Annotated in this window: 13 protein-coding genes; 11 read left to right on the top strand and 2 right to left on the bottom strand. The window is 68.1% G+C overall.

Features of this window, described 5'->3' with window-relative positions; translation table 11 throughout:
• The first annotated feature begins 138 nt into the window (after nt 1–138).
• From parE to I6I07_RS29000, 5 genes are all read left to right on the top strand, one after another.
• Nucleotides 139–2100 (top strand): DNA topoisomerase IV subunit B, encoded by a 1962-nt coding sequence (parE, locus tag I6I07_RS29020; protein WP_198484698.1) that lies wholly within the window; start codon nt 139–141, stop codon nt 2098–2100.
• The gene (locus tag I6I07_RS29015; protein WP_198484697.1) at nt 2100–2711 is read left to right on the top strand and encodes a YcxB family protein; all 612 of its coding nucleotides are present in this window, start codon (nt 2100–2102) and stop codon (nt 2709–2711) included. Before parE ends, I6I07_RS29015 begins: the two co-directional genes overlap by 1 nt.
• A gap of 35 nt (nt 2712–2746) precedes the next feature.
• The gene (gene parC / locus I6I07_RS29010) at nt 2747–5068 is read left to right on the top strand and encodes a DNA topoisomerase IV subunit A (RefSeq protein ID WP_198484696.1); all 2322 of its coding nucleotides are present in this window, start codon (nt 2747–2749) and stop codon (nt 5066–5068) included.
• Between the two features lie 142 nt (nt 5069–5210).
• Nucleotides 5211–5828, top strand: a complete 618-nt coding sequence (locus I6I07_RS29005; RefSeq protein ID WP_198484695.1) for a TetR/AcrR family transcriptional regulator — start codon at nt 5211–5213, stop codon at nt 5826–5828.
• Nucleotides 5825–7063: a DUF418 domain-containing protein gene (locus I6I07_RS29000; protein WP_198484694.1), complete on the top strand. Its 1239-nt coding sequence runs from the start codon at nt 5825–5827 to the stop codon at nt 7061–7063. The genes I6I07_RS29005 and I6I07_RS29000 overlap by 4 nt, the downstream gene beginning before the upstream one ends.
• 15 nt (nt 7064–7078) lie before the next feature.
• Here I6I07_RS29000 and I6I07_RS28995 read toward each other — a convergent pair whose 3' ends face one another.
• Both I6I07_RS28995 and I6I07_RS28990 read right to left on the bottom strand, forming a co-directional pair.
• Entirely contained in the window at nt 7079–8419 is a 1341-nt protein-coding gene (locus I6I07_RS28995; RefSeq protein WP_198484693.1) for an aspartate aminotransferase family protein, read from the bottom strand.
• Between the two features lie 54 nt (nt 8420–8473).
• Nucleotides 8474–9415, bottom strand: coding sequence for a MurR/RpiR family transcriptional regulator (locus I6I07_RS28990; protein WP_198484692.1), 942 nt, complete (start codon nt 9413–9415; stop codon nt 8474–8476).
• 262 nt (nt 9416–9677) lie between these two features.
• Between I6I07_RS28990 and I6I07_RS28985 the strand changes: the two genes are divergently transcribed.
• From I6I07_RS28985 to I6I07_RS28960, 6 genes are all read left to right on the top strand, one after another.
• Nucleotides 9678–10226, top strand: coding sequence for a MarR family winged helix-turn-helix transcriptional regulator (locus I6I07_RS28985; RefSeq protein ID WP_198484691.1), 549 nt, complete (start codon nt 9678–9680; stop codon nt 10224–10226).
• Nucleotides 10223–10786, top strand: a complete 564-nt coding sequence (gene ectA, locus I6I07_RS28980; RefSeq protein WP_061071887.1) for a diaminobutyrate acetyltransferase — start codon at nt 10223–10225, stop codon at nt 10784–10786. Before I6I07_RS28985 ends, ectA begins: the two co-directional genes overlap by 4 nt.
• 120 nt (nt 10787–10906) lie before the next feature.
• Complete coding sequence (ectB, locus tag I6I07_RS28975; RefSeq protein ID WP_006393949.1) at nt 10907–12214, top strand: diaminobutyrate--2-oxoglutarate transaminase; 1308 nt, start codon at nt 10907–10909, stop codon at nt 12212–12214.
• Nucleotides 12211–12615: an ectoine synthase gene (locus I6I07_RS28970; protein WP_006393950.1), complete on the top strand. Its 405-nt coding sequence runs from the start codon at nt 12211–12213 to the stop codon at nt 12613–12615. The genes ectB and I6I07_RS28970 overlap by 4 nt, the downstream gene beginning before the upstream one ends.
• 15 nt (nt 12616–12630) lie before the next feature.
• A complete protein-coding gene (gene thpD, locus I6I07_RS28965; protein ID WP_006393951.1) occupies nt 12631–13557 on the top strand; it encodes an ectoine hydroxylase in 927 nt (308 codons plus the stop codon).
• 121 nt (nt 13558–13678) lie between these two features.
• Nucleotides 13679–14551 carry an MOSC domain-containing protein gene (locus I6I07_RS28960; RefSeq protein WP_198487713.1) on the top strand — a complete coding sequence of 291 codons (873 nt, stop codon included), beginning with the start codon at nt 13679–13681 and terminating at the stop codon, nt 14549–14551.
• Nucleotides 14552–14553: the final 2 nt, after the last annotated feature.

Below are 14553 nucleotides of genomic sequence, written 5' to 3'. Positions count from 1 at the left end.
TGGATCCGCTGGCTGTGTCTCTATCGTCATCCTACCGAATTCGGAGCTGGTCAGGTCGTGCGCATCCCACCCGGAGCCGCGCAGAATCTGGGCTTATCCGTAAAATGTCGGTTTTTTTCCACAGATGTTGGGGATAACTTGGCCACTCCACGTTACAACGAGGCGTCCATCCGCGTCCTGAAGGGGCTGGAACCCGTGCGGCAGCGCCCGGGCATGTACACCCGCACCGAAAACCCCCTGCACGTCGTGCAGGAGGTCATCGACAACGCCGCAGACGAAGCCCTGGCGGGCTACGGCAAACAGATACAGGTCACGCTGCACATCGATGGCAGCGTGTCCGTCGAGGACGACGGCCGCGGCATTCCCGTCGGCCTGCATCCCGAAGAAAACGCGCCCGTGGTCGAACTGGTCTTCACCCGGCTGCACGCGGGCGGCAAGTTCGACAAGGCCGGCGGCGGCGCCTACGCCTTCTCCGGCGGCCTGCACGGCGTCGGCGTGTCCGTCACCAATGCGCTGGCGACCCGGCTCGAAGTCGTGGTCTGGCGCGATGGCGCCGTCAACCGCCTGGTGTTCAAGGGCGGAGACGTCGCCGAACCGCTGGCGCCCTTCGACCAGGGCGGCCGCAAGAAGTCCGGCACCCGCGTGCGGGTCTGGCCTGACGCCAAGTATTTCGACAGCCCCAACATCCCGTTGGGCGAGCTGACCCACCTGCTGCGCAGCAAAGCCGTGCTGCTGCCGGGCGTGAAGGTCTCGCTGGTCAACGAAAAGATCGGCGACACCAAGACCTGGCAGTACCAGGACGGCCTGCGCGGCTACCTGTCCGAGGCCCTGGCCGGCGCCGAGCTGATGGTGCCGTTCTTCGAGGGCGAGCAATACGCCGGCGCCGACCACGAAACCTTCGCCGAAGGCGAGGGCGCCCAGTGGGTGGTGGCCTGGACCGAGGACGGCAACGCGGTGCGCGAGTCGTACGTCAACCTGATCCCGACGCCGGCCGGCGGCACGCACGAATCGGGCCTGCGCGAAGGCCTGTTCGGCGCGGTCAAGGGCTTCGCCGAGCTGCACAGCCTGCTGCCCAAGGGCGTCAAGCTGCTGCCCGAGGACGTGTTCGCCCGCGCCAGCTTCGTGCTGTCGGCCAAGGTGCTCGACCCGCAGTTCCAGGGCCAGATCAAGGAACGCCTGAACAGCCGCGACGCGGTGCGCCTGGTGGGCGGCTTCTCCAAGAGCGCGCTCGACCTGTGGCTGCACAGCAATGTCGAATACGGCAAGAAGCTGGCCGAGCTGGCCATCCGCCAGGCGCAGGCGCGCCAGCGCTCGGCGCAGAAGGTCGAGAAGCGCAAGAGCTCCGGCGTGGCGGTGCTGCCCGGCAAGCTGACCGACTGCGAATCCAGCGACGCCACCCGCACCGAGGTCTTCCTGGTCGAGGGCGACTCGGCCGGCGGTTCGGCCAAGATGGGCCGCGACAAGGAATTCCAGGCCATCCTGCCGCTGCGCGGCAAGGTGCTGAACTCCTGGGAAGTCGATCGCGATCGCCTGTTCGCCAACAACGAAATCCACGACATCTCGGTTGCCATCGGCGTCGACCCGCACGGCCCGGGCGACTCGCCCGACCTGTCCGGGCTGCGCTACGGCCGCATCTGCATCCTGTCGGACGCCGACGTCGACGGCTCGCACATCCAGGTGCTGCTGCTGACGCTGTTCTACAAGCACTTCCCCAAGCTGGTCGAGGCAGGCAACGTCTACGTCGCCAAGCCGCCGCTGTTCCGCCTGGACGTGCCGGCGCAGGGCAAGCGCCCGGCGCGCAAGATCTACTGCCTGGACGAGGGCGAGCTGGAAGCCGCGCAGGACAAACTGCGCAAGGAAGGCTCGCGCGAAAGCGCCTGGTCGGTCAGCCGCTTCAAGGGCCTGGGCGAAATGAACCCCGAGCAGCTGTGGGAAACCACCATGAATCCGGACACGCGCCGGCTGCTGCCGGTGGGCTATGGCGACCAGACGCCCGAAGACACCACCCGCATGTTCGACATGCTGATGGGCAAGGGCGAGTCCTCGCAACGCCGCGCCTGGATCGAAGAGAAGGGCAACCTGGCGGAGCTGGACATCTGATGACGCCGTCCGCGTCCCCGCCGCCGGCCGCCAGCATGGCGGTCGACCTCACCGCCGACGACTACGCCGAATTCGCGGCGTACGTCTACCGGCGGCCCGAGCTGCGGCGCCGTCGCTACCTGTCGCACCTGCGTTTCGCGGTGCTGATGGTGGTGGTGCTGCTGGGCTACCTGGTCTGGCAGACCTGGGACGGGCATGGTCCGAACTGGAGCCTGCTGCTGCCGGTGTACTTCGAGGGGCTGGCGGTGGGCCTGGGCATCCTGGCGGTGTTGGCGCTGGCCTACGAGTTCGTGCTGCCGGGGCTGGTGCGCATGAACACGCGCCGCATGCTGGCCAAGCGGCCCGACGGCCTGTTCCTGGGGCGCCACCAGCTGGTGTTCGGCGCCGACGGCATCGAGGACAGCATCGCCGACGCCTCCGGCCGCATCGACTGGCACGACGTGCGGCGGGTCGAGGAAACGCCGCAGCATCTGTATGTCATCCTGGGGACGCTGCAAGGCGTGATCATTCCCAAGCGCGGGCAGGACGCCGCCACGCTGGACGCGGTGCGCGTCCAATTGCGCGAGCACGTGGCCGATGCCCAGCTGCTGGGCGCCGCGGCTCCCCAATGACGCCGTTTCAATGAATCTATCTACCTGAAACCATCATGACCGACAGCAATCAACACGGTTTGTTCGACGCCGCGCCCGACGAGGGCGGCGATGCCGCCATCACCCTGGCGCGCTATGCCGAACAGGCCTATCTGGACTATGCCGTGTCCGTGGTGCGGGGCCGGGCCCTGCCCGACGTCGGCGACGGGCAGAAGCCCGTGCAGCGCCGCATCCTGTTCGCCATGCAGGCGATGGGGCTGGCGGCCGGCGCCAAGCCGGTCAAGTCCGCACGCGTCGTCGGCGACGTGCTGGGCAAATACCATCCGCACGGCGACCAGGCGGCCTATGACGCCATGGTGCGCATGGCGCAGGACTTCTCCCTGCGCTACCCGCTCATCGACGGCCAGGGCAACTTCGGTTCGCGCGACGGCGACAACGCCGCCGCCATGCGCTACACCGAAGCGCGCCTGACGCCGATCGCCAAGCTGCTGCTGGACGAACTCGACGAAGGCACGGTCGATTTCGTGCCCAACTACGACGGCAGCCAGCAGGAGCCGCAGATGCTGCCAGCGCGCCTGCCGGTGATGCTGCTGAACGGCGCCTCGGGCATCGCGGTCGGCATGGCCACCGAGATCCCGCCGCACAACCTGCGCGAAGTGGCGCAGGCCTGCGTGGCGCTGATCAAGCAGCCGCAACTGCCGGACGCCGAGCTGTTCGGCATGATCCCCGGTCCGGACTTCGCCGGCGGCGGCCAGATCATCACGCCGGCCGCCGACATCGCCCAGATCTACGCAGGCGGGCGCGGCTCGCTCAAGGTGCGGGCGCGCTGGCAGTTCGAGGAAATGGCGCGCGGCCAGTGGCAGCTGGTGGTCACCGAGCTGCCGCCGGGCACCTCGTGCCAGAAGGTGCTCGAAGAGATCGAGGAAATCACCAACCCCAAGGTCAAGAGCGGCAAGAAGAGCCTGACGCCCGAGCAGACGCAGGCCAAGGCCGTGATGCTGAACCTGCTGGACGCGGTGCGCGACGAATCCGGCAAGGACGCCGCCGTGCGCCTGGTGTTCGAGCCCAAGACCTCGCGCGTCGACCGCGACGAATTCGTCAACACCCTGCTGGCGCAGACCAGCATGGAAAGCAGCGCCTCGGTCAACCTGGTCTGCATCGGCACCGACGGCCGTCCGCGCCAGAAGGGCCTGCGCGACGTGCTGGTCGAGTGGCTGGCGTTCCGCACGAACACCGTGCTGCGCCGCACCCGCTTCCGCCTGGACAAGGTGATCGATCGCATCCACGTGCTGGAAGGCCGCATGGTGGTCTACCTGAAGGTGGACGAGGTCATCCAGACCATCCGCGAATCCGACGAGCCGCGCGTTGCCCTGATGGAGCGCTTCAACCTGTCCGAGCGGCAGGCCGAGGACATCCTGGAAATGCGTCTGCGCCAGCTGGCGCGCCTGGAAGGCTTCAAGATCGAGCAGGAGCTGGCGGACAAGCGCAAGGAGCAGGTCTCGTTGCAGGAACTGCTGGACAATCCCAACACCCTCAAGCGCCTGCTGATCAAGGAAATCGAGGCCGACGCCAAGCAGTTTGGCGACGACCGCCGCACCCTGATCGAGACCGCCGAGCGCGCGGTGCTCGAAACCAAGGTGCTGGACGAGCCGGTCACCGTGGTCGTGTCGCAGAAGGGCTGGCTGCGCGCCCGCCAGGGCCACGGCCATGATGCCTCGCAGTTCGGCTTCAAGCAGGGCGACGACCTTTACGGCGCCTTCGAGTGCCGCACCACCGACACGCTGATCGCCATGGGCGACAACGGCCGCGTCTATTCGGTGCCGGTGTCCGGCCTGCCGTCGGCGCGCGGCGACGGCCAGCCGGTCACCACCATGATCGACCTGGAAAGCGGCACCCGCATCGTCCACACGATCGCGGCGGCGGCCGACAGCCGCTGGCTGCTGGCCACGCGCGGCGGCTACGGCTTTGCCGCCAAGCTCTCGGACATGACCAGCCGCCAGCGCGCCGGCAAGCAGTTCATCACGCTGGAGGCGGGCGACGAACTGCTGCGCCCGGTGCCGCTGTTCGAGGGCGCCACGCAATTGGCGTTGCTGTCGCAGAAGGGCAAGTTCCTGGTGTTCGGGCTGGACGAGCTCAAGTCGCTGTCGGGCGGTGGGCGCGGCACCATCCTGATGGGGCTGGACGGCGTCGACAAGCTCGACCAGACCGTGCCGATCGGCGCGCTCGGCCTGCGCGCGGCGGGCATCTACCGCAACAAGCACACCGAGGACATCCTGGTGGGCGCGGCGCTGGCAGTGTACGTCGGCAAGCGCGCGCGCAAGGGGCGGGCGCTGGACGTGCGGCCCAAGCAGCCGCTGCTGTCGCCGGTGCTGGGCTGATCGCGGTCCGGCTGACGATGCCGATGAACGGCGGACCTCGCGGGGTCCGCCGTTTTGTTTTCGGGCGCGTGCTTGACCTGCATCGGACGTTCGATATTTAATAGATAGATCAATCAGTCTATTAATTAAATCCCGACGCAGCATGCGCAAAATCGACCCCGCCCGGCAGCAGGAGCGGCGCCGCCAGATCCTGGCCGCCGCCGCCGAGTGCTTCGCCGAAAACGGCTTTCACGCCACCTCGACCGCGCAGATCTGCGCGCGGGCCGGGATGAGCCCCGGCAACCTGTTCCATTACTACGCCAGCAAGGCCGAGATCATCGAGGCGCTGATCGCGTCCGACACCGACACGCTGCGCGAACATCGCCAGGCCGCCGCGGGCGATGCGCGCGCCGCCCTGATCGGCTGGGTCGACGAGAACCTGGCGCAGTACCGCGATCCGGGCTTTGCCCGCCTGGGCATGGAGATCCTGGCCGAGGCGGTGCGCAATCCGCGGGTGCACACGCTGGTCATGGCCAACGAAAGCGAACGCAAGGCGTCGCTGGCGGCATTGCTGGCGGCTGTCTGGCAAGGCGTGCCGCGCAGCGCCATGCCGCGGCCCGTGGAGGAGATGGCCGACATGCTGTTGCTGCTGCTGGACGGCATCTACAGCCGCTCGGTGGTGGATCCGCGATTCGACGCGGCGGCGGGCGGGCGCTTGCTCGACGCGGCGCTGCAGGGGTGCCTGCCGCCGGCGTCCGGCGCGGCGGGAGAACAGCCATGAGTACCGCCGCAAACCCCGTCGGGATGGCGCCGCCGCGCCTGGCGCAGGTCGATGCGCTGCGCGGCTTCGCGCTGTTCGGCATCCTGGTCGTCAACATCGGCGTGTTCGCCTCGCCGTTCTACGCCAACGGCATCACCGACCCCGCCTTCCCGGGGGCGTGGGACGTGGCGGTGCGCTGGCTGGTGGCGTGGTTGTTCGAGACCAAGTTCTACCTGCTGTTCTCGTTCCTGTTCGGCTACAGCTTCACCTTGCAGATGAGCGCGGCCGAACGCGGCGGCGCGGCCTTCGGGCCGCGTTTCCTGCGGCGCCTCGTCGGCCTGGCGCTGCTGGGGCTGGCGCACGCGGTGCTGTTCTACCAAGGCGACATCCTGCTGACCTACGCGGTGCTGGGCCTGGCGCTGATGGCCTGCCGCCGCATGGATCCGGGTCGCGCCTTGCGCCGCGCGCTGTGGCTGATCGGGCTGGTGTCGCTGGCCTGGGCGCTGCTGGGGGCGTTGAGCCTGCTCGATCCCGCCGGCACCGTCGAACTGAGCCGCGCCGCCGGCGTGGCATCCGCGGCCGATTCGCTGGCCGCCATCGAGGCCTATCGCGGCACCATCGGCAGCACCATTGCCCGTCATTGGTACGAACTGACCACCAGCATCTGGGGCGTCATCCTGCTGGTGCAGGGGCCGTTCGTCTTCGCCATGTTCCTGGTTGGCTACGCCCTGGGCCGGCGCCAGGCGCTGGCCGATCCGTGGCGTCAGCCGCGCGCGCTGTGGCTGCTGTGCGCGCTGGGGGCGCTGCCCGGGCTGGCCGGGTCCGCCGCCTATGCGACCTCTGCCTTGCCTTCCACGTCCCCGCTGTGGGAAACCCCGGGCCTGGCCATGGATCTGTTCACGGCGCCGCTGTTGAGCATGTCGTACGCCGCGGCGCTGCTGCTGGCGATGCGCACGCGGCCTGGCGCGGCGCTGGCGCGCGGGCTGGCGCCGGCCGGCCGCATGGCCCTGAGCAACTACCTGATGCAATCGGTGGTGTGCGCGTTCCTCTTCACCGGCTGGGGCCTGCGCCTGTCGGGCAGCGTGTCGCCGGGCGTGGGGCTGCTGATCGCCGTGGCGATCTTCCTGGCGCAGCTGCCGCTGTCGGCGTGGTGGTTGCGGCGCCACGCCTACGGCCCGGTCGAATGGCTGCTGCGCGCCCTGACCATCGGCGCCTGGCCCGCCTGGCGCCGCCAGCCGGCGGAGCAGGCCGGCTAGGCGGTCCGCGCCCGCTCAGCGGCCGCTGTCGGCGATCGCGGCGTCGATGGCGCCGGCCAGGCGTTCGGTCAGCTGGTCCAGCTCGTCGTCCGTGATGATGAAGGGCGGGGCCAGCAGCACGTGGTCGCCCTGGCGGCCGTCGATGGTGCCGCCCATCGGATAGACCATCAGGCCGCGCGCCATGGCTTCGCGCTTGATGCGCGCATGCAGCGACAGGGCCGGGTCGAAGGTCGCCTTGCTGGCGCGGTCCTGCACCAGCTCCACGCCCATGAACAGCCCGCGGCCACGGATATCGCCGACGTGCGGGTGTTCGCCCAACGCCTGCTGCAGGCGCTGGCGCAGCCCGTCGCCCTGGGCGCGCACGCGCGCCAGCAGGTTGTCGCGCTTGATCACCTGCTGCACCGCCAGCGAGGCCGCGCACGCGGTGGCGTGGCCCAGGTAGGTGTGGCCATGCTGGAAGAAGCCGCTGCCCTGCTGCATCGCCTGCACGATGCGTTCCTGCGCCATGACCGCGCCGATCGGCTGGTAGCCGCCGCCCAGGCCCTTGGCGATGGTGATCAGGTCGGGCGTGATGCCTTCCTGCTCGACGGCGTAGAGCGTGCCGGTGCGGCCCATGCCGCACATGACCTCATCCGCGATCAGCAGCACGCCGTGGCGGTCGCAGACCTCGCGGATGCGGCGGAAGTAGCCCGGCACCGCGGTCACCGCGCCCGAGGTCGCGCCCACCACCGGCTCGGCGACGAAGGCCATCACGCTGTCGGGGCCGAGGCGCTGGAAGGTCTGCTCCAGCTCCTGCGCCAGGCGTTCGGCGTATTGCTCATCGGTTTCGCCGGCCGCCTGGTCGCGGTAGGCATAGCACGGCGACACGTGCGCCACGTCGATCAGCAGCGGCGCGAACTGCGCCCGGCGCCAGGCGTTGCCGCCCACCGCCAGCGCGCCCAGGGTATTGCCGTGATAGCTCTGGCGCCGCGCCACGATGTGGCGGCGTTGCGGCTGGCCGATCTCGACGTAGTACTGGCGCGCCATCTTCAGCGCGGCCTCGATCGCCTCCGAGCCGCCCGAGACGAAGTACGCATGCGAGGTGCCGGCCGGCGCGTCGGCCACCAGCGTCGCGGCCAGTTGCTCGGCGACCTCGGTGGTGAAGAAACTGGTATGGGCATACGCCAGCGCGTCGATCTGCGCGTGCATCGCCGCCTGCACGTCCGGATGGTTGTGCCCCAGGCACGAAACCGCGGCGCCGCCCGAGCCATCCAGGTAGGCGCGGCCCGCCTGGTCATAGAGCCAGGCGCCCTGGCCGCGGACCGCGACCGGGGGCGTGCTGCGCAGGGAGCGGTGGAGAACATGGGTACTGGTCATGGCGTGGAACTCCGCGGAGGGCGTGGGGAAGGGGAAGGGCGATTCAGCCGTGATTCATTCGGACCGCGGCGCGCGGCCGCGCCTGGGCGGCGCGTCCTGCCAGTAGGCGCCGTCCGCCTGCAGGCGGGCATCGATTTCGGCCAGGCGCTGCAGCACCTCGTCGCCGCCGCGGGCCGCCAGCCGCGCGATCAGGTGTTCGGCCAGCCCCAGCAGGCCCGCGGTGCTGTGAAAGAACGAGCCGGGGCCGCGCAGCGCGGGCGCATCCGGGCCGGGCTCGTCGGCGCGGGTGAAGCGCAGCACGTGGTCGGCCGTCCGCGCCACGGGGTTGTCGGCGCTGTCGGTCAGCGCCAGCACCGTGACGCCGCGCGCGGCGATCTGGCGGGTCAGGCGCACGGTGGCCGTGGGGTAGGGGGCTTGCGACACCACCACCAGCGCATCGCCTGGCTGCAGGCTGTCGGCGTCTTCGGCCGCGGCGCCGCCCAGGCCGTCGATCAGCAGGCCGTTGCGGCGCACCAGGTGGTAGGCGTAGCGCATCTGGAAGGCGATGCCGAAGGCCGAGCGCGTGCCCAGGAAGCCGACCTGGCGGGCGCGCAGCAGCGCGTCGACGGCCGCGTCGAAGGCGGCCGCGTCATTGGCCTGCCAGATCGAGGCCAGCGCCGCGGTCTGCAGCTCGGTCAGCGCGTCGTGTCCGTCGCCGCCGGCCTGCCGCGCGTGCGAAGCCTGCAAACGCGCGGCGCGCTGCCGCAGGCCGTCATCGGCGGCGCCAGCCAGCGCGTGCTGGAACGGCGCGCGGAAGGCCTCGTAGCTGTCGTGGCCCGCCGCGCGGGCCAGCCGCAGCATGGTGGCGGGCGACACGCCCACCGCCTGCGCCTGGCGCCGCATCGACCACAGCCCGACCTCGGCCGGATGGGCCAACACCCAATGCGCGGCGCGCTGCAGTTCGGCGGGCAACGTCGCGCTGAGATGGCGCAGGTGGTCTTGCAGGGGAGCGATCACGGCGGCGAGGAGGAGGAGGAAAATACCGTTGACGATAAAACAAATGCTACATCCATATTGAATTGAAAAACAGTTGTTTTATTTTCGAATCGTAGAGCAACTCCGACATATCGTAACGACGCCGCTCTCCTGGAAAGCCCCTGGCGACATGACGGCGGATAGCGCGGAAATGATTACAAAATGGCCGGTGATCGAGTTTGACACAAGGATAGGTCACCCATATCATTCGTATAGAAATCAATTTAGCTGAACTAATTCAGTCATGAATAAACAGACCGTAACCGAACCCGCGCAGCAATACGACCTGCGCATCCTGCGGGCACTGCGCCGGATCACGCGATCCATCGCGTTGCATTCGCGCCAGCTGTCCGCGGTGAGCCACATCACCGCGCCGCAGCTGATGTGCCTGCGCACGGTCATCGCGAACGGGCCGCTGACGGCCACGGCGATCAGCCGCGAGATCCACGTCAGCCCCAGCACGGTCGTCGGCATTCTCGACCGCCTGGAAGACAAGGGTCTGATCCGCCGCGAACGCGGCCGCGAAGACCGCCGCATCGTCTTCGTGACCGCCACCGACGCCGGCCGCGAGGTCGCGCAGCAGGCGCCGTCGCCGCTGCAAAAGCACCTGGCCGACGCGCTCAACGCGTTGCCGGAGCTGGAGCAGGCCACCATCACCCTGTCGCTCGAGCGCATCGTGGCGCTCATGGAAGAAGAGAGCGGGGTCGCGACGGAAACCCAGGGCGACGTGTCGTCGCCCATCCTCGAGGTGCCCACGGGTGGCGCGCCTCCCGAATCAGGATTGGTTGTATGAGAACAAACGAACTGAACGACACCCCTACGAACTCAAGTGCCGTGGCGCCGGCGGCGGGCAGCAAAACGCATCTGTTGCGTGAGCCCCGCCGCAAGGACGGCGCCGCGATCCACCAGCTCATTGCCGAGTGCCCGCCACTCGACCTCAATTCCCTATACGCGTACCTGCTCCTGTGCGAGCACAACCGCGGCACCTGCGTCCTGGCCGAAAGCGCCGGAGGACGCATCGATGGATTTATCTCCGCTTACGTGCTTGCCGACCGGCCCGACGTGTTGTTCGTCTGGCAGGTCGCCGTGCACACCCGCGCACGCGGCCAACGGTTAGGCCGCGCCATGCTTCGGGCGCTCTTGCAACGCGAGGGGCTCGCGCATGTTCGTCATCTTGAAACCACGGTGGCGCCTGACAACCAGGCATCGCGCCGCACCTTCGCCGGCCTGGCCGGCGAGCTGGGCGCCCACGTCTCCGAGCAGCCGTTCTTCGACCGGCAGCTTTTCGGCGGCGCGGACCATGACGACGAGATGTTGTTGAGGATAGGCCCGTTCACCTTGCCCGCCCCCTAGGCGGCGACGCGGTCCTGTCGAAAACCGGGATGGCTTTGACGCATCCGGATGCGCCCGGCGCGCATGCGGAGGGGATCTGGCCGTCTGTCAACTTATGAGATGAAAGGGAGGATTAATCACATGGACTTGAAAATCTTTGACCGGATGGAGTCGGAGGTACGGGGCTATATCCGGTCGTTTCCCGTGATCTTCAGCCAGGCCAGGGGATCGACGCTGGTGGATGAGGACGGTGGCGAATACATCGACTTCTTCAGCGGCGCCGGCACGTTGAACTATGGCCACAACAATCCGATCCTCAAGGAAAAGCTGCTCGAGTACGTGCAGTCCGACGGCGTGGTGCATGGCCTGGACATGGCCACCAGCGCCAAGAAAAGCTTCCTCGAGGCCGTCGATCGCGTGCTGCTCAAGCCGCGCAACTGGCAATACACCCTGCAGTTCACCGGCCCGACCGGCACCAACGCGGTCGAGGCGGCGCTGAAGATCGCGCGCCAGGTGAAGGGACGTCCCAATGTGATTTCCTTCACGCACGGCTTTCACGGCGTCAGCGGCGGCTCGCTGGCGGTGACGGCCAACATGAAGTTCCGCGATGCCTCCGGCTATCCGCTGGCCAACACCACCTTCATGCCCTATGACGGCTACTTCGGCCCGGACGTGGACACCATGGCCTACCTGGAGCGCATGCTGGAAGATCCCAGCAGCGGCATGGACAAGCCCGCCGCCGTCATCGTCGAGACGGTGCAGGGCGAGGGCGGCGTCAACGTCGCCACCCTGCGCTGGCTCAAGGAACTGGACAAGCTCTGCAAGCGCCACGACATGCTGCTGATCGTGGACGACATCCAGGTCGGCTGCGGCCGCACCGGCACCTTCTTCAGCTTCGAGGCCGCCGGCATCCGCCCCGACATCATCACGTTGTCCAAGTCGCTGTCGGGCTTCGGCCTGCCGATGTCGCTGGTGCTGATGAAGCCCGAGCTCGACGTCTGGAAGCCCGGCGCCCACAGCGGCACCTTCCGCGGCAACAACCTGGCGTTCGTCACCGCCACCCAGGCGCTGGAAACCTACTGGGCCAACACCGCGTTCACCGCCGAGATCCAGCGCAAGGAGCGCCTGGTGCGCGACTGGCTGGAAAACCTGGTGCACAGCTATCCCAACGCCGGCCTGTCGGTGCGCGGCCGCGGCCTGATCCAGGGCCTGGTCAGCAACGCCACCCCGGCGCTGTCCAACCGCATCGCCGCCAACGCCTTCAAGCGCGGCGTGGTCATCGAGACCTCGGGCGCGCACGACGAAGTGCTCAAGCTGCTGCCGGCCCTGACCATCGAGGAAGACCTGCTGTCCAAGGGCCTGGACGTGATCGAGGCGAGCGTGGCCGACGCGCTGGCCGAAGAGGGACAGTCCGCCCGCATCCTGAAATTTGGAGGAAAACGTCAATGATCGTACGCAATGTCAAAGATGTGATCGGCACCGCCGACGAAGTCCGCACCGATACCTGGGTCAGCCGCCGCGTGCTGCTCAAGAAGGACGGCATGGGCTTTTCCTTCCACGAGACCACCATCTTCCCGGGCGGCCGCACCCACATCCACTACAAGAATCACCTGGAAGCGGTGTGGTGCATCGAGGGCGACGGCTCCATCGAGACGATCGCCGACGGCAAGAAGTACGAACTGGGCCCGGGCGTGGTCTACGCCCTGAACGAGCATGACGAGCACTGGCTGTGCGGCGGCAAGGAGCCGCTGCGCGTCATCTGCGTCTTCAACCCGCCGCTGACCGGCCAGGAAGTGCATGACAAAGAGGGCGTCTACGCCTTGCCTGAAGCCCAAGCCCAAGCGGCCTGATACAAGGAGGTTCGCATGATCTCACCTGCGCAGGATCCGTACGCCTCCCGTACGGATCGAAGTTCCGCCATCATTTCCCGCCAGGACCCGGTGGTCTACGAAGAAGGCAAATACGCCAACGCCCTGAGCGGCGAGCAGGTCGGCAGCTACGAGCGCGACGGCTTCCTCCTGCTGGAGGACGTGTTCTCGGAGGCCGAAGTGCGGGCGCTGTCGTCCGAGGTCGAGCGCATGACGCGCGACCCGTCGATCGTGCGCCGCGAGGAATCGATCACCGAGCCCGGCAGCAATGCCGTGCGCTCCATTTTCATGGTGCACGTGCTGAACCCCGTGCTGGCGCGCCTGGTGCGCGATCCGCGGCTGGTCAACGTGGCGCGCCAGATCCTGGGGTCCGAGGTCTACATCCACCAGTCCCGCGCCAACATGAAGCCCGGCTTCAAGGGCAAGGAGTTCTACTGGCACTCGGATTTCGAGACCTGGCACGTGGAAGACGGCATGCCGTCGATGCGCGCGCTGAGTTGCTCGGTGCTGCTGACCGAGAACAATGACTGCAACGGCCCGCTGATGCTGGTGCCGGGTTCGCACCGGCAGTTCATCTCGTGCGTCGGCGAAACGCCCAACGACCACTACAAGCAATCGCTCAAGAAGCAGGAGTACGGCGTGCCGGATCCGGTCAGCCTGCAACTGCTGGTGGAGCAGGGCGGCATCCGCACGATGACGGCCAAGGCCGGTTCGGTGGTGTTCTTCGACTGCAACACCATGCACGGCTCGAACAGCAACATCTCGCCGTGGCCGCGCGCCAACGTGTTCATGGTCTACAACAGCATGGAAAACACGCTGGAGCCGCCCAAGTACGGCCTGACCCCGCGTCCCGAGCACATCGCCACGCGCAAGGCGTTCAAGGCGGTGACGCCGCTGGATACGCTCAAGCTGGTCGGCAGCTGACGCGCCGCGGGGGCGCATTCGCCGCCCCTTTGCATGTCCGCCAAGCCCAGGCCCGCCAGCCTGGGCTTTTTGCTGGCCTTCCGCTATGCTCTGGCTCCCCGCCACGCCCGCATCCGCCGCCATGTCCGCCCGCATCCTCAGCCTGCATATCTACCCGGTCAAATCCTGTGCCGGCATCGACCTGGCCGAATCGCCGGTGGACCGCGCCGGGCTGGCGCACGACCGCCGCTGGATGCTGGTGTCGGCCGACGGCCAGTTCATGACGCAGCGCCAATGGGCCGCCATGGCGCTGATCCGCACGGCGCTCACCGCCGACGCGCTGCGCCTGTCCGCGCCCGGCATGCCTGACCTGGAGGTGCCGCTGGACGGCTCGGCCCTGCAGCCGGGCGTGGAGACGGTCGGCGTCTGGCAGGATACGCTCGACGCGCGCCGCGAAAGCGAGGCCGCCGCGCAGTGGTGTTCCGATTTCCTCAAGACGCCTTGCCGCCTGTACAAGGTCGACGCCGCCGCGGCGCGGCCCGCCAAGCCCGAATGGGTGGACAAGTGGACCGCCGGCCATCCCGACCTGGCCGACGTGTTCGGGGGCGATCATTTCTTCGGTTTCGCCGACGGCTTTCCGCTGCTGGTGGCGAACCAGGCCTCGCTGGACGACCTGAACGCCCGCCTGCGGGCCAAGGGCGTGGCGCCGGTGCCGATGGACCGCTTCCGGCCCAATATCGTGGTGCAGGGAGAGTGGGAAGCCTTCGAGGAAGACCACACCGCGATGATCACGACCGGCGCGGTCAGCATGGCGTTGGTCAAGCCGTGCACGCGCTGCTCGATTCCCGACATCGACCAGCGCACCGCCGTGCAGCACGACGAGCCGGGCCGCACGCTGGCGGGCTACCGCAATCTGGATATCGGCGTGGTGTTCGGCCAGAACGCCATCGTCGACGCGCCGGCCGGCGCGCGCCTGAAAGTGGGCGACGGGGTCGAGATCGAACTCGATTTCTAGCC

It is taken from the genome of Achromobacter deleyi (assembly GCF_016127315.1).
Lineage (GTDB): Bacteria > Pseudomonadota > Gammaproteobacteria > Burkholderiales > Burkholderiaceae_B > Achromobacter > Achromobacter insuavis_A.
Note: the sequence above shows the minus strand (reverse complement) of the source record. Positions and strands in the feature narration are given on the sequence as shown.

Bases quoted from the DNA above. Each gene is read 5' to 3' on its own strand.
- I6I07_RS29015 (WP_198484697.1), top strand. From the start codon at position 2,100: ATGACGCCGTCCGCGTCCCCGCCGCCGGCCGCCAGCATGGCGGTCGAC.
- parC (WP_198484696.1), top strand. From the start codon at position 2,747: ATGACCGACAGCAATCAACACGGTTTGTTCGACGCCGCGCCCGACGAG.
- I6I07_RS29005 (WP_198484695.1), top strand. From the start codon at position 5,211: ATGCGCAAAATCGACCCCGCCCGGCAGCAGGAGCGGCGCCGCCAGATC.
- I6I07_RS29000 (WP_198484694.1), top strand. From the start codon at position 5,825: ATGAGTACCGCCGCAAACCCCGTCGGGATGGCGCCGCCGCGCCTGGCG.
- I6I07_RS28995 (WP_198484693.1), bottom strand. From the start codon at position 8,419: ATGACCAGTACCCATGTTCTCCACCGCTCCCTGCGCAGCACGCCCCCG.
- I6I07_RS28985 (WP_198484691.1), top strand. From the start codon at position 9,678: ATGAATAAACAGACCGTAACCGAACCCGCGCAGCAATACGACCTGCGC.
- ectA (WP_061071887.1), top strand. From the start codon at position 10,223: ATGAGAACAAACGAACTGAACGACACCCCTACGAACTCAAGTGCCGTG.
- ectB (WP_006393949.1), top strand. From the start codon at position 10,907: ATGGACTTGAAAATCTTTGACCGGATGGAGTCGGAGGTACGGGGCTAT.
- I6I07_RS28970 (WP_006393950.1), top strand. From the start codon at position 12,211: ATGATCGTACGCAATGTCAAAGATGTGATCGGCACCGCCGACGAAGTC.
- thpD (WP_006393951.1), top strand. From the start codon at position 12,631: ATGATCTCACCTGCGCAGGATCCGTACGCCTCCCGTACGGATCGAAGT.
- I6I07_RS28960 (WP_198487713.1), top strand. From the start codon at position 13,679: ATGTCCGCCCGCATCCTCAGCCTGCATATCTACCCGGTCAAATCCTGT.